Source organism: Sphingopyxis terrae subsp. terrae NBRC 15098 (genome assembly GCF_001598815.1).
Classification (GTDB): Bacteria; Pseudomonadota; Alphaproteobacteria; order Sphingomonadales; family Sphingomonadaceae; genus Sphingopyxis; species Sphingopyxis terrae.
This window is the reverse complement of sequence record NZ_BCZQ01000014.1, coordinates 140,774-163,251: the sequence shown is the minus strand read 5'-3', so window position 1 is coordinate 163,251 and position 22,478 is coordinate 140,774. Positions and strand designations below refer to the sequence as shown.

Below are 22,478 nucleotides of genomic sequence, written 5' to 3'. Positions count from 1 at the left end.
TGTTGGGATTTGCCCTAGTGTCCGTCGGCGGGGCTGGCAAGAGGGCTGGCGCGTTGTGGGCGCCGAAGCTCGCATCAACCCGCCCTTTCCTGCCGCGCGGCGGGTCCAGACGCCTCCCCCTTTCGTCCCCTGGGCAACCACCGCATAAATAGGAAACGGCACCGCGGCCTTCAAGCGCCAGGCGCACCGTTCATCGCGCGACCGGCTGCGGTGCCACCACCCCCGATTCCCGCAGCGCCTTTGACGCGCGGCCGATGACCGCGGGATTTATCATGAACTGGCGCAGCACCTTTTCGGGTGGCGCATCCTGCGGCTGGCGCGTGTAATCGAGCAAATGCCGCCACAGGCCGCGCGCTTCGTCGACCTTGCCCTGCCGCGCAAAAACGATGGCCCGCACCATCGTATATTGCGGCTCCATGGTGCTGGGCGATGGCATATGATCGAGGACAGCCAGCGCGTCGTCCTGCCGCCCCTGCTGCGAATAGACGAAGGCGAGCGTGACCGCCGGGACGCCTGGCGCCGACGCGTCGAGCGCCAACGACCGTTCGAGCAGCGCGATACCTTCTATAGGCTGGTCGCAGGCAATCTTGAACATCCCTTGGAAGCCGGCCGTGTCGGCATCATAGGGGTTGAGCCGTACCGCGGCATCGCCAATGCCAACGCCGCCGCGGCAATTGCCGGCATAATATTGTGCGCGCGCCATCGCGAATGTCGCCGCCGCAGTTTCGGCGCCGCTGTCATAAGCGCGCTGGGCGAGCGAGACGGCTTCGGCATAGGCCTTGTCGCCCGCCGGTGTGCCGCGCAGCGGCTGCCAATCCCCGAAACGCACGAGCGAGAGCGCGGCAAGCGCCGCCGCGTCGCGTGGATTGCGAAAGATCGTCGCGCGCAGGCAGGCATCGACCTTCTTCGCGGTGTCCTTGTCGCGCAGTTGTCGCAACCGGTTGAACTGCGCCAGGCACGGATAGCCGGGCGCAAAATTCTCCGGCTGCCGCGCCAGCTGATCGCGAACGATCACGCCATAATCGCCGGCAATCTGCGCGATCGCCGGATCGATCGCTTCGAATCCGGGCATCTGATCGCGCGCCAGGTGAAATTGCTGCGACCAGATGGTGCGCTGATCGGAAACGCGGTTGAGGACCAGGGTGATATCGGCCGGCCCCGCGAGCGTGCGGACGATCGAAACGTCGAGGCGATAGTCGGCGTGCTGCGTTGTATCGGGTTTGCCCGCCGAGACTGCGCTGCGCAGGTCGACGAGGTCGAAACGGCGCAAGCCGTCGCGCAGTCGCGCATCGAGCGCGCGGGCCAGCGCGCGCGAAACCGGCGTGCTTCCCGATTGCGGAATCGCAACCTCGAGCAGCGGCGGCGGCACGGCCGAAGGCGCGAACATCCGCTGCCAATTGCCGGCAAGCCACCAGCCGCCCGCAAGCATGGCAACCGCGACGATGACCAGCACCGTCCACCAGCGCGCCCGCGACGATGGCGCTCCAACGCCGGGATGACGCGTTGACGTCACACCGGCCCCGCCCGCCTCCGCAGCCACCGCCTCTTCGCCGACGCCGGGGGTTACAGCGGCGCTACGTGCCGGCGGTGCGGTGCGGTGCTGCACCACGATCTCGTAGCTGCCCTGTGGGACGCGCAGGCGATGGACCCACGGCGTTTCGGCATAATAGCGGTCGAGAAGATTGCGCAGGCGGCCCACCATCACGCGTGGATAGCTGTCGACCGCGGGATCGAAATCGGCGTTACGCCCCAGCGCCTCGGTCGCGATCGCATAGGCCTTGGGAGCGCTGCGGCCGCCGCGAAGCCGGTGTTCGACGAGATATTGGAGCAGGCGCGACAAGACCGGCGAGCGCAGGAACAACTGGGACTCGCGGAGCCTCTCGAACTCCTCGGCGATGATCTGGTCGGTTTCGCCGGCCTCGAGTGTCTTGTTCGCTTTCGCGCGGTCCATGCAACCCTCTTATACCCTCTGGCGGGGTGTGTCCGCTAGATACGCAAATCGACGAATGCGGCCAGCCATATTTGTTTCAATGTAACGGTAACAGCCCGGATTGGCCATATTTCACCGGGTTTAACCCCTCTCGGAAGGGTGAAAGAACAGGACGAAAAGATTAAGGAAATCCTAATTTTGGGCGACATGCCGCAACGTGACCCCATGTTACTGTCATCTTCCCCGACGCCATGAGATCGTTCGATTGTCGTGATGCGCGCTTGCGCGGTCACGGCCCGGTTCGGGCTTTGCCTGCCGGGCAATTGAGGTTTCGGGATCGAAGCGCGCGAGCTGGTCCCTGGCGCACTCCGGTATATCCCGAGGCCTCATGAACAAGTGACTTCGCCGGGCGGGATTGTAGCCCCACCTGCACCTCGCCCGGCAAGTCCGCACTTACCCTATTCCGACAGCATGGTCGCTCTCAAGCGTCACGCCAATCCGATCCAGATGGAGCCGTCGGCCGGGGTCTGCGCTCGTCGCGTCAGACGTCGCCGGCCTTGCAGGCGCCGGTACGCTTGGCCGACATCTGCATCTTCATCGACATGCCCGCAGGCCCTTCGCCCTGCCCCGTGCTCGCCATTTCCATCTGGTAGCTGTCGCCGCTGTAGGTGCCCTTCATCGTCATCGTCCGCGGACCGGCTTCGCTGGTGCAGCTCATCTTCGCGTCAATCACGCCATGCGCCATCTCGAAATGATCATAGGTGCATTTGCCGCCCGAGTTTTCCGCCATTCGCGCCTTCGGGTCGCGCGCGTCTTCCGGGGTCAGGCAGTTTTCGAAACTATGCCCCTGTGCCAGCCGCGCCTTCATCTGCTCCTGCATCTGCGGCGGCAGTTTTTCCATGCCCGGCATCGTCATGTCGGTGATCTTCACCGTGCCCGCCCATTGGCCGGGCTTCATGAACTCGCCCGAAGCGACGGCATCGGCGACCTTGTTCTGCACCGATTCGACCGATTCATTCTTGGCCGATACGCCCTTGCCGCTGTCGCATGCAGACAGCGCGAGCAGCGCGCCCGTCACCAACAGAATATTGCGCTTGAACATCATCCGGACTCCCGCCGTTGCCGATGTGCGGCATCCTCACCATATTGGCAGCGATGGCAATTCAGATTCGCACCTCGCTCGACGAAATCGACACGGCGCAGGACTATGTACCGCACCGTCCCGCCCGCCCCGACAAGGTGGAGGGCGGCAAGCGGTTCGAACTGGTCAGCGACTATTCCCCGGCGGGCGATCAGCCGACCGCGATCCGCGAGCTGGTCGATACCGCCAGGGAGGGCGAGCGCGACCAGGTGCTGCTGGGCGTCACGGGATCGGGCAAGACCTTCACCATGGCGAAGGTGATCGAGGAGTTGCAGCGCCCGGCGCTGATCCTCGCGCCCAACAAGATTCTCGCGGCGCAGCTCTACGGCGAGTTCAAGAGCTTCTTTCCGAACAATGCGGTCGAATATTTCGTCAGCTATTACGACTATTACCAGCCCGAGGCCTATGTGCCGCGGTCCGACACCTATATCGAGAAGGAAAGCAGCGTAAACGAGGCGATCGACCGCATGCGCCATTCGGCGACGCGCGCCCTTCTCGAACGCGACGACGTCATCATCGTCGCCTCGGTATCGTGCCTTTACGGCATCGGATCGGTCGAGACCTATTCGGCGATGATCTTCGATTTGAAGAAGGGTCAGGTCGTCGACAGCGGAGAGATCATCCGCAAGCTCGTCGCCCTGCAATACAAGCGCAACGACCAGGCCTTCGCGCGCGGCAATTTCCGCGTCCGCGGCGACAGCCTCGAAATTTTCCCGTCGCACTATGAGGATATGGCGTGGCGTGTCAGCTTCTTCGGTGACGAGATCGAGGAGATCACCGAATTCGACCCGCTGACCGGCAAGAAGATCGCCAGCCTCAACTATGTGCGCGTCTATGCCAACAGCCACTATGTCACGCCCGGCCCGACGCTGAAGCAGGCGACCGAAGCGATCCGCCACGAACTCGCCGAGCGCCTGAAGGAACTCGAAACCGAAGGCCGGCTGCTCGAAGCGCAGCGGCTCGAACAGCGGACCAATTTCGACCTCGAAATGATCGCCGCCACCGGAAGCTGCGCGGGAATCGAGAATTACAGCCGCTTCCTGACCGGCCGCCTGCCGGGCGAGCCGCCGCCGACCTTGTTCGAATATCTCCCCGACAATGCCTTGCTGTTCGTCGATGAAAGCCATCAGACGATCCCGCAGATCGGCGCGATGTCGAAGGGCGACCATCGCCGCAAGATCACCCTCGCCGAATATGGCTTTCGCCTGCCCTCCTGCATCGACAACCGGCCGTTGCGTTTCGCCGAATGGGACATGATGCGCCCCCAGACGGTCAGCGTGTCGGCAACCCCGGGGCCGTGGGAAATGGACCGCACCCAGGGCGTTTTCGCCGAGCAGGTCATCCGCCCGACCGGGCTGATCGACCCGCCGGTCGAGATCAAGCCGGTCGAGGAGCAGGTCGACGATCTGATCGCCGAGGCGAAGAAGACCGCCGCGGCGGGTTATCGCACCCTCGTCACCACGCTCACCAAGCGCATGGCCGAGGATCTGACCGAGTTCCTGCACGAAGCGGGGCTCAAGGTCCGTTACATGCACAGCGACGTCGAAACGCTCGAGCGCATCGAGATCATTCGCGACCTCAGGCTCGGCGTGTTCGACGTGCTCGTCGGTATCAACCTGCTGCGCGAGGGCCTCGACATTCCCGAATGCGGGCTCGTCGCGATCCTCGACGCCGACAAGGAAGGCTTTCTGCGCAGCGAAACCAGCCTCGTCCAGACGATCGGCCGTGCCGCGCGCAACGTCGATGGCCGCGTCATCCTCTACGCCGACCGCATCACCGGCAGCATGGAACGCGCGCTGCGCGAAACCGACCGCCGCCGCGCCAAGCAACAAGCGTATAACGAAGAACATGGCATCACGCCGACGACGATCAAGCGCAACATCGGCGACATCATCGCGCATGTCGCGTCGAAGGATCAGGTCACCATCGACCTCGGCGACGATAAGCCCGACCATATGGTCGGCCACAATCTGCGCGCCTATATCGCCGACCTCGAAAAGCGGATGCGCGACGCCGCCGCCGACCTGGAATTCGAGGAAGCCGGCCGCCTGCGCGACGAAATCCGCCGCCTCGAAGCCGACGAACTCGGCCTGCCCGCAGACGAACAGGTCGCCCCGCGCGTCGGCCGCTCGAACGAAGGCAAGCCGGGTACGCGCAAGGGCCGCTTCGGGAAGCAGAGCAAGACGAAGTGGGGGCGGTAACGCCCCCTTCGACCAAAGCCCGATTGTAACCGACAAGTAGCCTTGTCTCCCCTTTACGCGCGGCCTAGCGTCCGCGCCACAAACGGGGAGAATATCTATGAAAACGGGTCTGTCGCTGATCGCGCTGGCGCTTGCCGCTGCGGTTCCTGCCACGCTTGCCGCGCAGGACGCGCCGGCCGAAAAAGCCAAGCCGGAAAAAGCCGAGGACGTCGTGCCGCAGGTGCGCACGACGCGCCTTTCGGGGACGTTTGGCGGGCAGAAGATCGGCTATGCCGCGACGATCGGCGAGACGATCCTGAAGAACAAGGATGGCGTGCCCGAAGCGGCGATCGTCACCACCTCCTATATCAAGGAGCCGCGCGATCCGGGCCGCCCGGTGACTTTTCTGTTCAACGGCGGGCCCGGGTCGGGCACCGTCTGGTTGATGATGGGTGCGTTCGGGCCGAAGCGCGTCGCGATCCCCAGTGATGCCAAGGATGACGGCGCCCCGCCTTACCCCATCGTCGACAACCCCGATTCGCTGCTCGACGTGACCGACATCGTCTTCATCGACCCGCCCGGCACCGGCTTCTCGCACCTGATCGGCAAGGCCGACCCCAAGGATTATTATGGCGTGACGCAGGACGCGAAAGCCGTCGCCGAAGTCATCCGCCGCTGGCTCAACGACAATGGCCGCTGGAACAGCCCCAAATTCCTGGGCGGGGAAAGCTATGGCACCACGCGCTCGGCGGCGGTCGCGAACCAGTTGATGAATGTCACCTTCAACGATGTCGGCCTCAACGGCATCATCCTCATCTCGACGGTGCTCGATTTCGCGGCCGGGTCCGATACACCGGGCAACGAGCTCAGCTATATCACCAACCTCCCTTCGATGGCGACGACCGCCCTCTATCACGGCAAGGCAAGCGCGCCGTCGGTCGAACAATTCGCCGAAGAGGCGCGCCAGTGGGCGATCGGGCCCTATGCCGCGGCGCTGCTCAAGGGGCAGAAGCTGCAGGGCGAGGAACGCGCCGCGATCCGCCGCGAGCTTGCCCGCTTCACCGGCCTGTCCGAAACCTATCTCGAACAGGCGGATCTGCGCGTCACGCCCGGCCGCTTCTACAAGGAATTGCTGCGCGACCGCGGCCTGACCGTCGGCCGGCTCGACAGCCGCTACACGGGCAAGGACTATGACAATGCCGGCGAAGAGCCCGACAATGATCCCAGCTTCTATGGCATCGACGCGGGCTACACCGCCGCGATCAACAGCTGGGCGCGCGATACGCTGGGGTTCAAGACCGACCGCGAATATCAATCGATCAGCGGCATCGGCGGCCAGTGGGACTGGCGCATCGGAGGCCGCGACACCAACGCCTATCTCAACGTCGCGCCCTATATCGGGCAGGCGCTGCGCGAAAACAGCGGACTGCGCGTCTTTGTCGGTCAGGGCTATTATGATTTCGCGACGCCCTTTTTCGCCGCCGAATATTCGCTGTCGCGCACCGGCATCCCGCAGGATCGGATCGAGTATAAATATTATGACGCCGGCCACATGATGTATATCCGCGACGAGGATCGCCACAAATTGTCCGAGGACGTTCGGGCATTCATTCGCGCGCGGTAGGTGAAAAACCGTCGCCCCCGCGAAGGCGGGGGCCGCCGTCGGCTTACGCAGCGCCCAAGGAAAAGGCCGATAGCGGCCCCCGCCTTCGCGGGGGCGACGGTTCTCAGCTTATCCGCACTACCTAACGCAGCACCCCGGCCGCGGCCTGTTTGCGTGCGTAGACGAACAGCGCGATCAGGATGACCCAGATGACCGCGGTGAAGACCATCGGGAAGGTTCCGAACATCCGCATCAGGTCGCCATAATGCATACCGAACTGGTAGATACAGCTGACGGCCAGCCCGACGAGCGATACCAGGAACGCTGTGACCGCATGGCGGCTGCGGACGAGCAGCAGAAGCGATCCGAGCACCGATCCCCAAACGCCGAGCGCCCATCCCGCGTTCGCCCAGACCGGAAAGCCCGTAAACCACGCCTGCTGCTCGGGCGTGAAAGCGGCCAGATAATCGGGATTCTGGATCTTGGTCATCACATAGTCCATCGCGCCGAAGGCGTTCCAGACGAGCGATACGGCCCCGACGACCCACAGGTGCCACGGCGTTTTGACGGCTACATTCATGTTGATCTCCCCCTCCAGAAAGATGGGGGCAGACTATCATCCATTCGCGCGCTGGACAATTGGTGATGTAGGCGCGCAACACACCGTAAACGCTTGGCAAATCCGCCGCGCTCTCCGATAGGCAGCGCATGTGTGTCGTCGCCCTTGCTCGCCGCGTCCATCCCGACTGGCCGCTGATCCTGATCGGCAACCGTGACGAGTTTCACGCGCGGCCTGCGGCGGCGCTCGCCGAATGGGACGATGACAGCGGCATCGTAGCCGGGCGCGACCTGCAAGCCGGCGGGACATGGCTTGGCGTGCATCGACCGAGCGGACGCGTCGTCGTGGTGACCAATGTCCGCGGCGCGATGCCCGATCCGGCGAAGGAATCGCGCGGCGCGCTCGTCGTCGACATGCTGCGCGGCGACGGGCGTTTCGGCGATCCGTCCGAAGCCGATCTCGACCGGTTCAATGCCTTCAATCTGTTCGCCGCCGATGGAAATGCCCGCCTGCTCACCAACCGGCCCCAGCCGCTGATCGCGGCGCTGGCGGACGGCGTTCATGCCCTTGCCAACGAACCCGCCGACCGCCCCTGCCCGCGCGCCGAACGGCTGCGCGCTGCGCTGGCCGCCACGGTCGAGGCCGGCGCCGACCCCGAAGGGCTGCTCGATACGCTGACCGCCGAAGGAGACCCGGCACTGTTCCTGCGCGGCGAGGTCTATGGCACGCGCGCCTCGACGCTGGTCATGATCGGCGCGAGCGGCCATGTCCGCATGGTCGAACGCCGATACGAAGCGGGCGGCCGCTCCGCCGGAACGACCGCCCTCGATTTTCGTATCGGCTGAGCCGCAAATCCTATTTGGGTGCGAGCACCATCAGCATCTGCCGCCCTTCGGTGCGCGGATGCGCCTCGACCTTGGCGATCTCTGCCGTCATCTCCGCCACGCGCTGCAGCACGTTGAGGCCGAGCTGCGTATGGCTCATTTCGCGGCCGCGGAAGCGCATGGTCATCTTGACCTTGTCACCTTCCTCGAGGAAGTCGAAGACCTTCTTCATCTTCACTTCGAAATCATGATCGTCGATGTTCGGACGCATCTTGATCTCTTTGATTTCCTGGGTCTTCTGCGTCTTGCGGGCCGCATTGGCTTTTTTCTGGGCTTCGTATTTATACTTGCCCACATCCAGGAACTTGCACACCGGCGGATCGGCGTTGGGGGATACTTCGACCAGATCGAGGCCGACTTCGGCCGCCTGTTCGATCGCTTCAGCAGTCAGCATTACGCCCAGATTTTCGCCTTCCTCGTCGATCACACGGACCTTGGGCGAGGCGATGAATTCATTGTATCGCGGGCCGTTCTTCGGCGGCATTGGCGCCAGCGGGCGGCGGGTCATGGGCGGGCGTATAGCTGTATCTCCTGTGTCGTTTCAGTTCATATGCGCAGCGGGCGCGCAAACGCGCGCGCGGTGCACATATAATGAACATTGGCGCGGCGTAAAGGTTGCCGTGCGCAATTTACCGGCGGTTTTCGTCCGACTGTGGCGGCTATGCCACGCCCGCCGCCCCTAGGATCCGGACCCTACCATTTGGCGGGCGCGGGGTCGATCACGCGGAAGCCGCCCGCCCCCACCTCGCTGACCTCCAGCGCGCGGATCGCGATGCCGCGGTCGTTGAAGCGGAAGATGCCGTCGATGCCGCCGAACCCGTCCGCCGCCATCAGGCGCCCGGCAGGAAAGTTGGTCCCCGGCTTCCAGTCACGCGCAATGCGCACCGTCAGCAGCACCGAATCATAGCCGAGGCTGGCCAGGCGATAGGGCGCCTTGCCGAACCGGGTGCGATATTTGGTGGCGAGCTGGCCGTAGAGGCCGTCCGAAACGCTGGCGAACCATGCACCGCGCATCGCCGGATTGCCGCCCAGCGTCGCATCGGTGTTCCACAATTCGGTGCCGAGGATCTGGCGCTGTCCCGCGCCCTTGATGATCGGAACCGCGCGCACCGCATTGCCGCCGACATCGGCGATCAGCACCGCGTCCATCGCACCCGCACTCGCCAGACGGCGCGCCGCGCCCGTCAGCGCTGCGGCGCTGCGGTCATAGGTTTCGGTCGCGACGAGCGTTCCGCCCGCATTGGCGACCGCCGCCTTGAACGCCGCCATCGACCGCTCGCCATAAAGATTCTTGGGGATCAGCGCGCCGAAGCGCTGCTGCCCCTTGGCGCGGGCAAAGCTCACGACCCGCTCGACCGACTGGCCGGGAACGAAGCCCATGATGAAGACGCCGTTGCCCGCGACGCTGCTGTCGTTCGAAAAGCTGATGACGGGCACCTTCGCCGCCCGCGCGATCGGCGCCACCGCGGTGACATCCTCGCTGAGCAGCGGGCCGAGGATCAGCTTGTTGCCGTCGGCCACCGCCTGCTTCGCAGCCGCGGCGGCGCCCAGCGCGGTGTCATACGTCGTGATGCGGACCTTGTCGGCCTTGGTATCGAGCAGCGCCATCGTCGTCGCATTGGCGATCGCCATGCCGACATCGGCGTTGGTTCCCGTCTGCGGAACGAGCAGCGCGACGCGGTGGCGGTCGGTATCGGTCGGCAGGCCGGGGCCGACATTGTCGGTGGGCTTGTCGGGCGGCGGTGGGGTGGCCGGACCGTTGGTCTTTGGCACCACCTGGCATGCGGCGAGCAGCCCGCCAAGCGCCAGCGTCGCGATACCGCGCAGCAATTGCCGCCGCGGCGACGCATTCCCTTGGCGCTCGCGCGTCGTTTCTGCCATCTCTGCCGCCATGCCGGATTCGACCATCTCTATATCTCCCTTGCCCGGTCTCTATATCGTCGCGACGCCCATCGGCAACCTTGGCGACATCACCCCGCGCGCCGCGGCGGTGCTTGCGCGCGCCGACGTGATCGCGGCGGAGGATACGCGCGTCACGGCAAAGCTGCTCGCACATCTGGGCTTGCGTGTTCCGATGACCCCCTATCACGATCATAGCGACGAACGCGCCCGTGCGGCGCTGGTTGCCCGGATGGCGGACGAAGTCGTCGTGCTGGTGTCCGACGCCGGAACCCCGCTGATTTCGGACCCCGGCTACAAGCTGGTGCGCGATGCGCGCGCGGCGGGACGGGCGATCACCACCCTGCCCGGCCCCTGCGCCGCGATCGCCGCCATCACCCTCTCGGGCCTGCCAAGCGATCGCTTTCTTTTTGCGGGCTTCCTGCCGAACAAGGCCAAGGCACGCGCCGACGCCATCGCCGAATTCGCCGCTCTGCGCGCCACACTCGTCTTCTATGAAAGCGGGCCGCGCCTCGTCGCGACCCTGGCCGCGCTCGCCGCCGGCCTCGGCAATCGCGAGGCTGCGGTCGCGCGCGAAATCAGCAAATTATACGAAGAATGCGTCACCGGCCCCCTCGAAGCGCTCGCCGCCCGCTACGCCGACGCGCCGCCCAAGGGCGAGATCGTCGTGATGGTCGGCCCACCCCAGGAGCAGGCGGTCGAAGCCGCGGACGACGACGCGATCGAAGCGGCGCTGCGCGAGGCGCTGGACGAGCAGCCGGTGGCCAAAGCCGCCAAGGCCGTCGCCAAACGCTTCGGGCTCGACCGTCACGCCGTTTATGCGCGCGCACTCGCGCTTAAGGATCGCGCTTGAACCGCGCCGCCGCCGAAGCGCGCGGACGCCGGGCCGAACGGCGCGCCGCCTGGTGGCTGCGCCTGCATGGCTGGCGTATCCTGGGCGAACGGCTGCGCGTTCCCGCGGGCGAAGTCGATCTGGTGGCGCGGCGCGGCCGCACACTCGCTTTCGTCGAAGTGAAATGGCGCGATCGCGCCGTCGATCTCGATATGGCGATCGACGAATTTCGCCTGCGCCGCGTCGCTGCAGCCGCAGAAATGCTCAGCGTGCGCTTTGCGCGACCTGATGATGATATTCGCATCGACGTGATGCTCCTTGCGCCGGGGCGCTTGCCTCGCCATCTGGTCCACGTCTGGCAGCCCTGAAGGAAGACGGAATGACCCTGTGCGCGGCGGTTCAAATGGACCCGATGGATGGCATCAACATCGGCGGCGACAGCAGTTTCGCGTTAATGCTGAAAGCGCTCGAACGCGGCTACACCCTCTATCACTACGATGTGCGCGGGCTGACCTGGGAGGCCGGACGGCTGACGACACGGGCGCACCCCGTTCTCGACGTCAAGCGCGAGTCCGGCGCGCATTACCGCTTCGGCGATCCCGTAACGATCGACCTCGGCCGCGATGTCGATGTCGTGCTGATGCGGCAGGATCCGCCCTTCGACCTCGGCTATCTTACCGGTACCTGGCTGCTCGAACGCATTCGGGGCGAGACGCTGGTGGTCAATGATCCCGTTTCGGTGCGCAACGCGCCCGAAAAGGTTTTCGTGCTCGATTTTCCGCAATTCATGCCGCCGACGATGGTCACGCGCGATCTCGACGCGGTGAAGGATTTTCAGGCGCGCTACGGCGCCGTCGTCGTCAAGCCGCTGCACGGCAACGGCGGCAAGGCGGTGTTCCGCATCGACGCCGACGGCAGCAATCTGGGCGCACTGGTCGAACTGTTCGGTCAGGTCTGGCCCGAACCCTTCATGGTCCAGCAATTCCTGCCCAGCGTGTCCAAAGGCGACAAGCGGATCGTGCTGGTCGACGGCGACGTGGCGGGCGCGATCAACCGCAAACCCGGCGAAGGCGAATTCCGGTCGAACCTTGCCGTCGGCGGCTATGCCGAAGCGGCCGAATTGACGCCGCGCGAGCAGGAAATCTGCGCCGCGCTCGGCCCACAGCTCAAGGAACGCGGCCTGATCTTCGTCGGTATCGACGTGATCGGCGGCGAATGGCTCACCGAAATCAACGTCACCTCGCCGACCGGCATCGTTGCGATCGACCGCTTCAACAACAGCGATACGGCCGGCATGATCTGGGATGCGATAGAACGCCGGATCGCTTGAGCTCCCACCGCGTTTGCCTTCCATGACCGAATTCATCCTCGATCTGATTCAGGCGTGGGGATATTGGGGCATTGCCGTCCTGATGTTCCTCGAAAACGTCTTCCCGCCCGTCCCGTCCGAAGTCATCATGGGGCTGGGCGGCATCGCGGTCGCGCAAGGACGCTTCGACTTCTGGACGCTCGTCGCGGTCGCGGTCGCCGGCACCACGGCGGGCAATTGGGTGTGGTATGCGATCGGGCGCTGGATCGGCTACAAGCGGCTGAAGCCCTTTATCGACCGCCACGGCCGCTGGCTGACGCTCGACTGGCACGAGGTCGAGCGGCTGCACGCGGGCTTCGTCCGATATGGTCCGGGCATCGTCTTCGTCGCGCGATTCATGCCCGTCGCGCGGACGATGGTGTCGCTGCCTGCGGGCATGGTCCATATGAATCAGGCGAAATTCCTGCTGTGGACCGCCGCCGGATCGACGATCTGGATCGCCGCGCTCGCTGGCGCAGGCAACTGGTTCGGCAAACAGTTCGCCGATATCGAACAGTTCGTCGGCCCGCTCGCGCTCGTCGCGATCGGCTCGCTGGTCCTTCTCTATTTCTGGCGCGTCTTCACCTGGAAACCCAAGCACCGCCGCGACTAGCCGGCGCGCGGGTGGGCGCTGCGATAGACGTCGAGCAGATGCGCGGCATCGACGGCGGTGTAGATCTGCGTCGACGCCAGACTCGCATGGCCCAAGAGTTCCTGCAGGCTGCGCAAATCGGCCCCGCCCGCGAGCAGATGCGTTGCGAAGCTGTGGCGCAGCGCGTGCGGCGTCGTGCGCTCGGGCAGGCCGAGCGCGCGGCGCGCCTGCCGGACGCTGGCCCGCACGACGCCCGGTTGCAGCGGCCCGCCGCGCGCGCCGACGAACAGCGGCGCATCCTTGCCCATCGGCCAGGGGCAGGCCGCGGCATAGCGTGCGACCGCCGCCGCGACCGCGGGCAGGATCGGCACGATCCGCGTCTTGCCGCGCTTGCCGGTCACGCGCAGCGTTTCGCCGAGCGGCAGCGCCGCGCCGGTCAGCGATAGCGCCTCGCCGATGCGCAGACCCGCACCATAGAGCAGCAGCAGCAAGGCAAAATCGCGCGCGCCGACCCAGGCTTCGCGGGCATTGTCCTCGACATCCTGTGCAAGCTGCATCGCCTCGGCGGGCGCGACCGGGCGCGGCAGCCCCTTTTTGACGCGCGGTCCGCGCATCTGCGGCACGCTGGCGTTCGATCCGCCGACAAAGCGCAGGAAGCTGCGCAGCGCCGACAATTCGCGCGCCGCCGAGGCATTGCCCAGCCCGTCCGCGCGGCGATCGGCAAGATAGGAGCGCAGATCGTTCGGGGTCAGACCTTTGAGCATGCGCGCATCGACCGCGCCGCCGCGATAATGCGCCAGAAAGCCGCAAAAGCGCTCGGCGGTCGCGATATAGGCGCGCCGCGTATGGTCCGACCGGCGCTTTTCATGCGCCAGATGGGCGTCCCAGTCGCGGATCAGGACGTCAAACAAAACCCACTCCGTTCGGGCTGAGCTTGTCGAAGCCCCGTCCTTTCTTTCAGCCTCCAAAAGGGAAGAACGGCCCTTCGACAAGCTCAGGGCGAAAGGGCTTTGCAGTGGTCTAGCCTGTTCGCACCACCTCGGAAAGGATGCTGTCGAGCAGCAATATGCCGTCGTCGGTCACGCCCAGCCGGTCGCCGGTCTGCTGCATCAGCCCCTGCCCGGCCAGCCGCGCCACCGCATCGGCATCGACGAACGCGTCGCGCGCCAAGCCGCTCCGCACCTCGATCCGCGCCAGATCGATGCCCTCGGTCAGCCGCAGGCCCATCAGCATCGCCTCGGTCGCGCGTTCGTGCGGCGGCAGGTCGGTCTCGACCTTCAGGCCGTGGCCGTTGCGTTCGACCGCCGTGATGAAATTCTCAGGCTTCTTGTGGCGCTCGGTCGCCTGCGCCAGCCGCCGCCCATGCGCGCCGGGCCCGACCCCCGCGTAATCGCCGTAGCGCCAATAGGTCAGATTATGGCGGCTTTCCTCGCCCGGCCTTGCATGGTTCGACACTTCGTAGCGCGGCAGCCCCGCCGCGCGCGTCATCGCCTGCGTCGCGTCGAACAGGTCCGCAGCCGCATCGCCGTCGGGCAGGACAAGCTCGCCCTTGGCGGCGAGCGTCGCGAAGCGTGTGCCGGGTTCGATGGTCAGTTGATAGAGCGAAAGATGCCCGGTGCCGAACCCCAGTGCATCGGCAAGTTCGCGCTCCCAGTCGGCAAGCCCTTGGCCCGGCCGCGCGTAGATAAGGTCGAAGCTGGCACGGCGGAAATGCGCCTGCGCCGCCGCAATCGCCCGCCGTGCCTCGTCCCCGCTGTGCGCGCGCCCCAGAAATTCAAGCACTTGCGGATCGAAGCTCTGCACGCCGATCGACACCCGATTGACCCCCGCGGCCGCCAGATCGGCGAAGGCGGCAACCTCGACCGAGTTGGGATTGGCCTCCAGCGTGATCTCGCAGTCGTCGGTCAGGCCCCACAGTGCCGCCGCCTCGGCGATCACCGCCGCCACCGTCGCGGGCGGCATCAGGCTGGGCGTGCCGCCCCCGAAGAAGATCGACGACACTCGGCGCCCCGGCAGCAGCGTCGCCTCGTGCCGCAGATCCGAAAGCAATGCTGCGCGCCAGACCGCCTGATCGACGCTCTCGCGGACATGGCTGTTGAAGTCGCAATAGGGGCATTTGCTGACGCAAAAGGGCCAATGGACATAGAGGGCGAGCGGTTCTGTCATGGGAGGCGACATATACTCAATAGAATGCAAAATCTCGTCGCCCCCGCGCAGGCGGGGGCCGCTATCGGTTTTCGCAGCGATGATCGAAACAAACCTCCAGCGGCCCCGCCTGCGCGGGGGCGACGAAGGATCTAGAACACCCCCGCCACCAGCTTCGCAAAGGCATCGGCCCGGTGGCTGATCGCATGTTTTTCGGCCGGATCGATCTCGGCATAAGTCAGGGACTTGCCGGTCGGTACGAAGACCGGATCATAACCGAACCCCAGCGTACCGCGCGGCGGCCAGGTCAGGCTGCCAGTCGCCCGGCCCTCGAAGATTTCGGCGTGGCCGTCAGGCCAGGCGAGCGCCAGCGTGCAAACGAAACAGGCGCTGCGGTCGACGCCCGGCCCCTGCTCGGCGAGCAAGCCTTCGACCTTTCCCATCGCCATATACCAGTCGCGCCCCTTTTCGCCCTCGAACCACTGCCGTTCGGCCCAGTCGGCCGTATAGACGCCGGGCCGCCCGCCCAGCGCCGCGACCTCCAGCCCGCTGTCGTCGGCAAGCGCGGGAAGACCCGCAGCCGACGCACTCGCATGTGCCTTGAGCAGCGCATTTTCGCAGAATGTCGTCCCGGTTTCGTCGGGTTCAGGAAGCCCCAGGTCGCCCGCCGACACCGGTTCGATGCCATAAGGCAACAGCAGTGCCCGAATCTCGCGCACCTTGCCCGCATTATGGCTCGCGATGACGAGTTTGCCTGGGGTGAGTTTGCGGTACGGCATCGGCTGATCCATTTTCCGTCGGTTAAATTGGTTCACGCGAAGACGCGAAGGCGCGAAGAAGAAGCTCCGGGCTGACAGGCCCCTTTAATATCGACGATGCGTCATGACGCGACGGGGATAAAGGAGGCCGCTTCGCGGCAAACGCTACATCTTCGCGCCTTCGCGTCTTCGCGTGAACTCAAATCAGACTCTATCGTCCCACCGCCTTGTCCTGCGCCGCGAAAATCTCGCCGCAGCCGATGCGCGCGAGGCGGAGGAGGCGCAGCAAGCCTTCCTCGTCATAGGTCGCGCCTTCGGCGCTCGCCTGCACTTCGACAATCTGGCCCTTGCCGGTCAGCACGAAATTGCCGTCGGCTTCGGCGTTCGAATCCTCGTCATAGTCGAGGTCGAGGACGGCGGTGCCCTGATACATGCCGCAGGAAATCGCCGCGACCTTGTCCTCGATCGGGTCTTCCGCAATCGCCTTGGCCGCGATCAGCTTGTCGACCGCAAGCCGCAGCGCGACCCACGCGCCCGAAATCGACGCGGTGCGCGTGCCGCCGTCGGCCTGGATCACGTCGCAATCGATCACGATCTGGCGCTCGCCGAGCTTCTTCATATCGACGACGGCGCGCAAGCTGCGCCCGATAAGCCGCTGAATTTCCTGCGTCCGTCCCGACTGCTTGCCCTTCGCCGCCTCGCGGCTGCCGCGCGTGTGCGTCGCGCGGGGCAGCATGCCATATTCGGCGGTCACCCAGCCCTGCCCCTTGCCGCGCAGGAAGGGCGGCACCTTCTCCTCGACGCTGGCGGTGACGAGCACCTTGGTGTTGCCGAAGCTTACCAGCACGCTGCCTTCGGCGTGGATGGTGAATTCGGTTTCGATGGCGATGGGGCGCATCTGGTCGGGCGCGCGGCCGGAGGGTCGCATGATATTCCTTTCATCGTTGAAGGCGCGGCTCTTAGGCGCGCGCCGTCATCCACTCAACCGCATCTTGAAGAAATCGAGGATTTCGTCCCGCGCCTGCACCGTCGGCTGGCCTGCCTCGTCGATCAGGTGGATGGTGACGACGCTGTGCGGGTTTTTCATCGGACTGTCGGGGTTCGCCGCCTCGTCGGGCAGGACGCGGCCGACGAAGCGGTCGCCCAGCGCGTCCGCATACGCCGCAAAGCGCGCCGCCTTGCAAAATTTGTCGCCCGCGAAGCGATAGGCGAGCACGGTCAGATCCTCGGCCTCCATCCGCGCCTTCACCGCCGCCAGCTCATCGGGCGCGATATGCATTCCCGCAGGATCGTTGAGCGGCAGCGAGGGCTGCGCGAGCACCGGCGCGAGCACCGCGGGCTCAAGCATCATCGACAGCGCAAAATTGCCGGTAAAGCACATGCCGATCGCGCCGACGCCGTTGCCGCCGCATTCTTCATGCGCCAGCGCCGCGAGCGCGCGCAGCCACTGCGTCGCCGGCGAGCTTTCGTTCGCCTGAAAAGCGCGGAACTGGCGGCTGATGCACCCGCCGATCATCGTGAACAATGCGCCCGGCATGCGCGGCACCGCGCCGTCCTTCCCGAAGATATGCGGCATATAGACGGTGAAGCCCGCATCGCGGACCCAGCGCGCGAACCGCGCGACATGCGGGCTGATCCCCGGCATCTCGGTCATCACGATCACCGCCGGGCCGCCGCCCGTCACATAGACGAGCCGGTCGGTGCCGAGCAGCCGGATCGTCCGCCGGTCGAAATCGTCGAGCGGATCGTCGCGATCGAGCGGACGTGTCGTCATGCTTTTCTCTCCCCGCGGCCCAGACCGCTCGAACCTTGACGAAGGCTAGGCATAAGATGCATCCGATGCACCTGTTTTCATCGCGCAGCTCGACCCGATTTCGGCAAAGCAGGGCGACAAAGCGGCATCGCGCCATTCGACTAGCGCCGCGAAGGGTGATAATCAGTCGCTTTGGTGGGAGATGCCTATGCTGCGCTGGTTGCGCGAACGCTATCTGCTCGTACTCGGGTCGATCTATATTTATAACGAACATCGCGGCTATACCGCGATCGACCGGGTTATCGAAGCGGTTCGCGCGCGGACGCCCGACGATCTAGCCTTGATCGCCGCGATCGAAAGCCACCGCGGCGACGAGCGCAAACATTATATGATGTTTCGTCGCTGGTTCGAACGGCGCGGCTCGATGCCGCTCGATGTCGATCGCACCTTCGGGCATATCGACCGCTTCGTCGAAATCGTCTTTCGCACGCCGATCGACAAGCTCGATACGCAGGCGGTCATCGATCGCGACGAGCTGTTCGAACGGCTCTGCCGCGTCATCGCGCTGACCGAACGGCGCGGCTACAAGCAGGTCGAAACCCTGCTGAAGAACCGCTTCGTGCTCGACGATCCGATCCTGACCCGGATTTTCCGGATCATCCACAAGGACGAACCGAGCCACTGGGCTCCTTATGAAGCCTGGCTGGTCGCCCACGGTCGCCGCCGCCCGCGCTGGTGGGAACGCGCTATCGATGCCTTCATCCATTCCGAATTGCTGTTCATCAAGCTGCCGTGGCTCTTCCTCAACCCGTGGGTCGGGCGCCGCACCGCCTGGCCCGATGCGCGCGATGATGAAGCCTATGGCGATCGCCCGCTCGCGGCCCACGCCGCTGCATGACCGACTATAGTGCAGGGGCGGAATTGCCCGCCAACGGACAGGCCCCGGCGGGCGAAGCCGGGCTGGCGTCGCGCCTGTTCAATCGCCGCGTCGGCGGCATGCTGCTCAAGAACACGGCGGTCAGCAGCGCCGTCTTTCTGGTCGGTCTCGCCGTGCTCTGGGGCCTGGTGCAATGGGGCAGGATGCAGGCGGTGCCCGCGGCGGCGATCGGCTTTCTGACCTCGAACAGCCTGCATTATGCGCTCGGCCGTTCGTGGATATTTCGCGGCACCGATCGCGCCATCGGGTCAGGCTATCTGATCTTTCTGGTCAACGCGGGGGTGGGCATGGCGATCACCATCCTGCTCTTTGTCGCCTTGCTGAAATGGACCGCCATCCACTATCTCGTCGCCCGCGTGATCGTGTCCGTCTTTGCCGGGCTCGCGATGTTCGTGCTCAACGCGGTGCTCAATTTTCGACAGGTGTAAGGTGCGGATCGCGTTATTTACGGGAAATTACAACTATGTGCGCGAAGGCGCGAACCAGGCGCTCAACCGCCTTGTCGCGCATCTCGAGCAGCATGCGGGCGCCGCGGTGCGGGTCTATTCTCCCGTCACCGACACGCCGGCGTTCGAACCGGCGGGCGACCTGGTTCCGGTGCCGTCGGTCGCGCTGCCGGTGCGCAGCGAATTTCGGCTCGCGCTCGGCCTGCCCCGTGCCACCCGCCGCGACCTGATGCGGTTCGCGCCCGACATCATCCATGTCGCGACCCCCGATATTCTCGGCACCCGCGCGCAGACCTTCGCCCTCGATCGCGGCACGCCGCTTGTCGTCAGCCTGCACACGCGGTTCGAAACCTATCTCGGCTATTACGGCCTCGACTGGCTGCGGCCCGTGGTCGACCGCCACATCCATCGTTTCTATCGCCGCGCCGATCATGTTCTCGCCCCGACTCCGGGTCTTATCGACGAGATGCGCTCGCTACGCGGCGACGACCGGGTCAGCCTGTGGAGTCGCGGCGTCGATCGCGACCTTTTCGCGCCGTCGCAGCGCAGCCTGGAATGGCGCCGCACGCGCGGAATCGCCGACGACCGGATCGTCATCCTCTTCTTCGGTCGCCTGGTGCTGGAAAAGGGCGTCGAGGAATATGTCGCGATATTGCGCGAATTGCTGTCCAGCCACCCAGTCACGCCGCTTGTGGTCGGCGCAGGACCGGCGACCGAGGCTTTTGCAGCGCTGCCGTCCGCCGTGCTTACCGGCCATCTCGACGGACAGGAACTCGCCCACGCGGTTGCCAGCGCCGACATCATGCTCAACCCGAGCACGACCGAAGCCTTTGGCAATGTCGTGCTCGAGGCGATGGCATCGGGCCTGCCCGTGGTCAGCGCCGATGCGCCGAGCGCGAGCGCGCTGATCGTGGAGGGCGAAACGGGTCATCTATGCACGCCCGGCGACCGCCGCGCCTATTCGGACGTGCTCGTTCGGCTCATTGAGGACGGCGACGCGCGGCGCGCAATGGGCGCCGCCGCACGCGCAAGAAGCGCCGCCTTTTCCTGGCACGCCGCATCCGAAAGCGTCGCGCGCCTCTATCGCGCGATCCTCGCGCCGCCTCGGCAGGCCCAGCCGGACGGAGCCGCGGGCAGCGCGATGCTTGCCCCCGCCCCTTCGCATCCCTAAATCCATACCATGACGACCCCGCCGATCACCGAATTGACGACGCGCGCGCGCGACGTGTTCCGGCTCGTCGTCGATGCCTATCTGGAAAATGGTCAACCGGTCGGATCGCGCACGCTGTCGAAGCTGGCGACGCTCAACCTGTCGCCCGCTTCGATCCGCAACGTCATGCAGGATCTCGAAGAGCTCGGCCTGCTCGCAAGCCCGCACACCAGCGCCGGACGCCTGCCGACCGAACAGGGGCTGCGCCTGTTCGTCGACGGGATGATGCAGGTCGCCGAACCCTCGGCCGAGGATCGCGCGCAGATCGAGGCAAGCCTTGCCGAAGGCGGCCCGATCGAAAGCGCACTGGCGCAGGCGACGGCCACGCTGTCGGGGCTTTCGGCCTGCGCCGGCCTTGTCCTCGTTCCCAAGCATGAACGCGTGCTCAAGCAGGTCGCCTTCGTTCCGATGGCCGACCGTCAGGCGCTCGTCGTCCTCGTCGCGGGCGATGGATCGGTCGAAAACCGCGTCATCGACCTGCCCGCCGGATTGGGTCCGTCGGCGCTGGTCGAGGCGGGCAATTATATCTCTGCGATGCTCGGCGGCCTGACGCTGGCCGAGGCAATGGCACGGGTGCGGCGCGAGATAGAGGACGAACGGATCGCGATCGACCGCGCCGCCGCCGATCTGGTTTCGCGCGGGCTGGCCATCTGGTCGGTCGACGGCGCCGACCGGCCGGTGCTGATCGTGCGCGGGCAGGCGAATCTGCTCGACGACAGCGCGGTCGGCGATCTCGACCGGGTGCGCCAGCTGCTCGACGAGCTCGAAACAAAGCAGGACATCGCCGGCCTGCTCGACAGCGCGCGCGAAGGCAGCGCGACGCGCATTTTCATCGGGTCGGAGAACAAGCTCTTTTCGCTGTCGGGTTCGTCGGTTATCGCCGCGCCCTATCGCGGATCGGATGGACGGGTGGTCGGCGTCGTCGGGGTTATCGGCCCGACCCGCTTGAACTATGCGCGCATCGTTCCCATGGTGGATTTTACAGCACAATCGCTCTCAAGACTGATACGATAGGGTTATGACGAACATCGAAAACGAAACGCCGGTCGAAGACGGCCAGGCCCCGGAAACCGAAGCCGCTGCGGCTGCCGAAGCCCCCGCTCAGGACGAAGCGGGCAAGCTCGCCGAACAACTTGCCGCGGTGCAGCAGGATCTGCTCTACGCGCGCGCCGAAACGCAGAATGTGCGCCGCCGCGCCGAAAAGGAAATTGCCGACGCGCACGCTTATGCCGCGACCAAATTCGCGCGCGATATCCTGTCGGTCGCCGACAATCTCGGCCGCGCGCTCGCTTCGCTCAGCGAAGATCAGCGCGCCGACGAGGCGATCAAGCCGTTGCTCACCGGGCTCGAGGCGACCGAGCGCGAACTGATGAGCGTGTTCGAACGCCACGGCATCACGCGCATCGCCGCGATCGGCCTGCCGCTCGACCCGAACCAGCATCAGGCGATGCTCGAAATCCCCAGCGACAAGGACGCCGGCACGATCGTACAGGAAATGCAGGCTGGCTATATGATGAAGGACCGCCTGCTGCGCCCCGCGATGGTGGGAGTCGCCAAGAAGGCGGATTGATTTTCCGCCCTACACCCATTGCGTGTGTCCCCGCGAAGGCGGGGACCCATCATCCGATGGCGGAAATCCGAAACGGCCGGTGATGAGCCCCCGCCTTCGCGGGGGAACAGGTCACAAAATTTCGGCTCAGGCTGCTTTCCGCAGCTTCGCGAGCTTCTTCAGCACCATCTCGCGCTTCAGCCGCGACAGATGGTCGATGAACAATATGCCTTCCAGATGGTCATGCTCGTGCTGGATGCACGTCGCCATCAGGCCGGTCATGCGCTCCTGGTGGTGCTTGCCGTCCACGTCCTGCCAATCGACCGTGACTTCGGCGGGGCGCGTTACATCGGCATATTGCTCGGGGACCGACAGGCAGCCTTCCTGATAGACGCTATGTTCCTCGCTCTCGTCCGAAAAGACGGGATTGATGAAGACGCGCGGCTCGCGGATTACCTTCTTGCCTTCCTCGTCCTCGGGATCGGGCTCCTGCAGATCGATGACGAGAATGCGCTTCGGCACCCCGACCTGGATCGCGGCAAGCCCGATGCCGGGGGCGTCGTACATCGTCTCGAACATGTCGGCGACCAGCTGCTTCAGCTCGGCGTCGAACGTCTCGACGGGCTTCGAAATGACGCGCAACCGCGGATCGGGGGTCTCTATGATGGGTAGGATGGCCATGCGTGCGAGGTATGGACTGACGGCGCTTCCG

General features: G+C 65.3%; 24 protein-coding genes. 13 read left to right on the top strand and 11 right to left on the bottom strand.

All coding sequences use genetic code 11. The features are described 5' to 3' along the window. Positions 1-190: 190 nt before the first annotated feature. The gene (locus STE01S_RS09465; protein ID WP_062767276.1) at positions 191-1,951 is read right to left on the bottom strand and encodes a tetratricopeptide repeat protein; all 1,761 of its coding nucleotides are present in this window, start codon (positions 1,949-1,951) and stop codon (positions 191-193) included. Positions 1,952-2,471: 520 nt separating this feature from the next. Beyond that, on the bottom strand, positions 2,472-3,035 hold the full coding sequence (locus tag STE01S_RS09460) for a DUF3617 domain-containing protein (RefSeq protein ID WP_062767274.1): 564 nt from the start codon (positions 3,033-3,035) through the stop codon (positions 2,472-2,474). A gap of 50 nt (positions 3,036-3,085) precedes the next feature. Here STE01S_RS09460 and uvrB point away from each other — a divergent pair, with 50 nt between their 5' ends. From uvrB to STE01S_RS09450, 3 genes are read left to right on the top strand one after another with little or no spacing between them, the layout of a single operon-like run. Continuing rightward, positions 3,086-5,272 carry an excinuclease ABC subunit UvrB gene (uvrB, locus tag STE01S_RS09455; protein ID WP_040589269.1) on the top strand — a complete coding sequence of 729 codons (2,187 nt, stop codon included), beginning with the start codon at positions 3,086-3,088 and terminating at the stop codon, positions 5,270-5,272. 42 nt (positions 5,273-5,314) lie between these two features. After that, complete coding sequence (locus STE01S_RS21010) at positions 5,315-5,740, top strand: DUF1924 domain-containing protein (protein WP_409371974.1); 426 nt, start codon at positions 5,315-5,317, stop codon at positions 5,738-5,740. Next, positions 5,649-6,875, top strand: coding sequence for a S10 family peptidase (locus STE01S_RS09450; RefSeq protein WP_409371973.1), 1,227 nt, complete (start codon positions 5,649-5,651; stop codon positions 6,873-6,875). Before STE01S_RS21010 ends, STE01S_RS09450 begins: the two co-directional genes overlap by 92 nt. Before the next feature lie 121 nt (positions 6,876-6,996). Here STE01S_RS09450 and STE01S_RS09445 read toward each other — a convergent pair whose 3' ends face one another. Next, positions 6,997-7,434 (bottom strand): hypothetical protein, encoded by a 438-nt coding sequence (locus STE01S_RS09445; RefSeq protein WP_062767270.1) that lies wholly within the window; start codon positions 7,432-7,434, stop codon positions 6,997-6,999. 128 nt (positions 7,435-7,562) lie between these two features. Here STE01S_RS09445 and STE01S_RS09440 point away from each other — a divergent pair, with 128 nt between their 5' ends. Next, entirely contained in the window at positions 7,563-8,258 is a 696-nt protein-coding gene (locus STE01S_RS09440; protein WP_062767268.1) for an NRDE family protein, read from the top strand. Between the two features lie 10 nt (positions 8,259-8,268). Here the strand turns inward: STE01S_RS09440 and infC are convergent, their stop codons facing one another. Together infC and STE01S_RS09430 are read right to left on the bottom strand one after the other, a co-directional pair. Next, positions 8,269-8,805 carry a translation initiation factor IF-3 gene (gene infC, locus STE01S_RS09435; RefSeq protein WP_003039450.1) on the bottom strand — a complete coding sequence of 179 codons (537 nt, stop codon included), beginning with the start codon at positions 8,803-8,805 and terminating at the stop codon, positions 8,269-8,271. A 185-nt stretch (positions 8,806-8,990) separates the two neighbouring features. After that, a complete protein-coding gene (locus STE01S_RS09430; RefSeq protein ID WP_040589271.1) occupies positions 8,991-10,178 on the bottom strand; it encodes a penicillin-binding protein activator in 1,188 nt (395 codons plus the stop codon). A gap of 10 nt (positions 10,179-10,188) precedes the next feature. Between STE01S_RS09430 and rsmI the strand changes: the two genes are divergently transcribed. The 4 genes from rsmI to STE01S_RS09410 are packed head-to-tail and all read left to right on the top strand — an operon-like array spanning position 10,189 to position 12,989. After that, positions 10,189-11,049, top strand: a complete 861-nt coding sequence (gene rsmI, locus STE01S_RS09425; protein WP_062767266.1) for a 16S rRNA (cytidine(1402)-2'-O)-methyltransferase — start codon at positions 10,189-10,191, stop codon at positions 11,047-11,049. Further along, positions 11,046-11,396 (top strand): YraN family protein, encoded by a 351-nt coding sequence (locus STE01S_RS09420; RefSeq protein WP_062767264.1) that lies wholly within the window; start codon positions 11,046-11,048, stop codon positions 11,394-11,396. The genes rsmI and STE01S_RS09420 overlap by 4 nt, the downstream gene beginning before the upstream one ends. Positions 11,397-11,407: 11 nt before the next feature. Next, a complete protein-coding gene (gene gshB / locus STE01S_RS09415; RefSeq protein ID WP_062767262.1) occupies positions 11,408-12,358 on the top strand; it encodes a glutathione synthase in 951 nt (316 codons plus the stop codon). A 22-nt stretch (positions 12,359-12,380) separates the two neighbouring features. Then, positions 12,381-12,989, top strand: coding sequence for a DedA family protein (locus STE01S_RS09410; RefSeq protein ID WP_003039464.1), 609 nt, complete (start codon positions 12,381-12,383; stop codon positions 12,987-12,989). Here the strand turns inward: STE01S_RS09410 and STE01S_RS09405 are convergent. From STE01S_RS09405 to STE01S_RS09385, 5 genes are all read right to left on the bottom strand, one after another. After that, entirely contained in the window at positions 12,986-13,879 is an 894-nt protein-coding gene (locus STE01S_RS09405; RefSeq protein WP_062767260.1) for a tyrosine-type recombinase/integrase, read from the bottom strand. The two genes, STE01S_RS09410 and STE01S_RS09405, sit on opposite strands and share 4 nt — an antisense overlap. 109 nt (positions 13,880-13,988) lie before the next feature. After that, positions 13,989-15,134, bottom strand: a complete 1,146-nt coding sequence (gene hemW, locus STE01S_RS09400; RefSeq protein WP_062767258.1) for a radical SAM family heme chaperone HemW — start codon at positions 15,132-15,134, stop codon at positions 13,989-13,991. 131 nt (positions 15,135-15,265) lie between these two features. Continuing rightward, positions 15,266-15,892 (bottom strand): RdgB/HAM1 family non-canonical purine NTP pyrophosphatase, encoded by a 627-nt coding sequence (gene rdgB, locus STE01S_RS09395; protein WP_062767330.1) that lies wholly within the window; start codon positions 15,890-15,892, stop codon positions 15,266-15,268. A 190-nt stretch (positions 15,893-16,082) separates the two neighbouring features. Then, complete coding sequence (gene rph / locus STE01S_RS09390; RefSeq protein ID WP_062767256.1) at positions 16,083-16,799, bottom strand: ribonuclease PH; 717 nt, start codon at positions 16,797-16,799, stop codon at positions 16,083-16,085. Positions 16,800-16,844: 45 nt separating this feature from the next. Further along, positions 16,845-17,645, bottom strand: a complete 801-nt coding sequence (locus STE01S_RS09385; RefSeq protein WP_062767254.1) for a dienelactone hydrolase family protein — start codon at positions 17,643-17,645, stop codon at positions 16,845-16,847. Between the two features lie 187 nt (positions 17,646-17,832). Between STE01S_RS09385 and STE01S_RS09380 the strand changes: the two genes are divergently transcribed. From STE01S_RS09380 to grpE, 5 genes are read left to right on the top strand one after another with little or no spacing between them, the layout of a single operon-like run. Next, complete coding sequence (locus tag STE01S_RS09380; RefSeq protein WP_062767252.1) at positions 17,833-18,522, top strand: ferritin-like domain-containing protein; 690 nt, start codon at positions 17,833-17,835, stop codon at positions 18,520-18,522. After that, complete coding sequence (locus tag STE01S_RS09375) at positions 18,519-18,989, top strand: GtrA family protein (protein WP_062767250.1); 471 nt, start codon at positions 18,519-18,521, stop codon at positions 18,987-18,989. The genes STE01S_RS09380 and STE01S_RS09375 overlap by 4 nt, the downstream gene beginning before the upstream one ends. A gap of 1 nt (position 18,990) precedes the next feature. After that, positions 18,991-20,178 carry a glycosyltransferase family 4 protein gene (locus tag STE01S_RS09370; RefSeq protein WP_255265921.1) on the top strand — a complete coding sequence of 396 codons (1,188 nt, stop codon included), beginning with the start codon at positions 18,991-18,993 and terminating at the stop codon, positions 20,176-20,178. A gap of 9 nt (positions 20,179-20,187) precedes the next feature. Continuing rightward, positions 20,188-21,231, top strand: a complete 1,044-nt coding sequence (hrcA, locus tag STE01S_RS09365) for a heat-inducible transcriptional repressor HrcA (RefSeq protein ID WP_003039490.1) — start codon at positions 20,188-20,190, stop codon at positions 21,229-21,231. Between the two features lie 4 nt (positions 21,232-21,235). Next, complete coding sequence (grpE, locus tag STE01S_RS09360) at positions 21,236-21,787, top strand: nucleotide exchange factor GrpE (RefSeq protein ID WP_062767248.1); 552 nt, start codon at positions 21,236-21,238, stop codon at positions 21,785-21,787. Positions 21,788-21,913: 126 nt separating this feature from the next. Here grpE and def read toward each other — a convergent pair whose 3' ends face one another. Continuing rightward, the gene (gene def, locus STE01S_RS09355) at positions 21,914-22,447 is read right to left on the bottom strand and encodes a peptide deformylase (protein ID WP_003039497.1); all 534 of its coding nucleotides are present in this window, start codon (positions 22,445-22,447) and stop codon (positions 21,914-21,916) included. Positions 22,448-22,478: the final 31 nt, after the last annotated feature.

Excerpts from the sequence above, each read along its gene's own strand:
- STE01S_RS09465 (WP_062767276.1), bottom strand. The coding sequence starts at position 1,951 with ATGGACCGCGCGAAAGCGAACAAGACACTCGAGGCCGGCGAAACCGAC.
- STE01S_RS09460 (WP_062767274.1), bottom strand. The coding sequence starts at position 3,035 with ATGATGTTCAAGCGCAATATTCTGTTGGTGACGGGCGCGCTGCTCGCG.
- uvrB (WP_040589269.1), top strand. The coding sequence starts at position 3,086 with ATGGCAATTCAGATTCGCACCTCGCTCGACGAAATCGACACGGCGCAG.
- STE01S_RS09445 (WP_062767270.1), bottom strand. The coding sequence starts at position 7,434 with ATGAATGTAGCCGTCAAAACGCCGTGGCACCTGTGGGTCGTCGGGGCC.
- STE01S_RS09440 (WP_062767268.1), top strand. The coding sequence starts at position 7,563 with ATGTGTGTCGTCGCCCTTGCTCGCCGCGTCCATCCCGACTGGCCGCTG.
- infC (WP_003039450.1), bottom strand. The coding sequence starts at position 8,805 with ATGACCCGCCGCCCGCTGGCGCCAATGCCGCCGAAGAACGGCCCGCGA.
- STE01S_RS09430 (WP_040589271.1), bottom strand. The coding sequence starts at position 10,178 with ATGGCAGAAACGACGCGCGAGCGCCAAGGGAATGCGTCGCCGCGGCGG.
- rsmI (WP_062767266.1), top strand. The coding sequence starts at position 10,189 with ATGCCGGATTCGACCATCTCTATATCTCCCTTGCCCGGTCTCTATATC.
- gshB (WP_062767262.1), top strand. The coding sequence starts at position 11,408 with ATGACCCTGTGCGCGGCGGTTCAAATGGACCCGATGGATGGCATCAAC.
- STE01S_RS09410 (WP_003039464.1), top strand. The coding sequence starts at position 12,381 with ATGACCGAATTCATCCTCGATCTGATTCAGGCGTGGGGATATTGGGGC.
- hemW (WP_062767258.1), bottom strand. The coding sequence starts at position 15,134 with ATGACAGAACCGCTCGCCCTCTATGTCCATTGGCCCTTTTGCGTCAGC.
- rdgB (WP_062767330.1), bottom strand. The coding sequence starts at position 15,892 with ATGCCGTACCGCAAACTCACCCCAGGCAAACTCGTCATCGCGAGCCAT.
- rph (WP_062767256.1), bottom strand. The coding sequence starts at position 16,799 with ATGCGACCCTCCGGCCGCGCGCCCGACCAGATGCGCCCCATCGCCATC.
- STE01S_RS09385 (WP_062767254.1), bottom strand. The coding sequence starts at position 17,645 with ATGACGACACGTCCGCTCGATCGCGACGATCCGCTCGACGATTTCGAC.
- STE01S_RS09380 (WP_062767252.1), top strand. The coding sequence starts at position 17,833 with ATGCTGCGCTGGTTGCGCGAACGCTATCTGCTCGTACTCGGGTCGATC.
- STE01S_RS09375 (WP_062767250.1), top strand. The coding sequence starts at position 18,519 with ATGACCGACTATAGTGCAGGGGCGGAATTGCCCGCCAACGGACAGGCC.
- hrcA (WP_003039490.1), top strand. The coding sequence starts at position 20,188 with ATGACGACCCCGCCGATCACCGAATTGACGACGCGCGCGCGCGACGTG.
- grpE (WP_062767248.1), top strand. The coding sequence starts at position 21,236 with ATGACGAACATCGAAAACGAAACGCCGGTCGAAGACGGCCAGGCCCCG.
- def (WP_003039497.1), bottom strand. The coding sequence starts at position 22,447 with ATGGCCATCCTACCCATCATAGAGACCCCCGATCCGCGGTTGCGCGTC.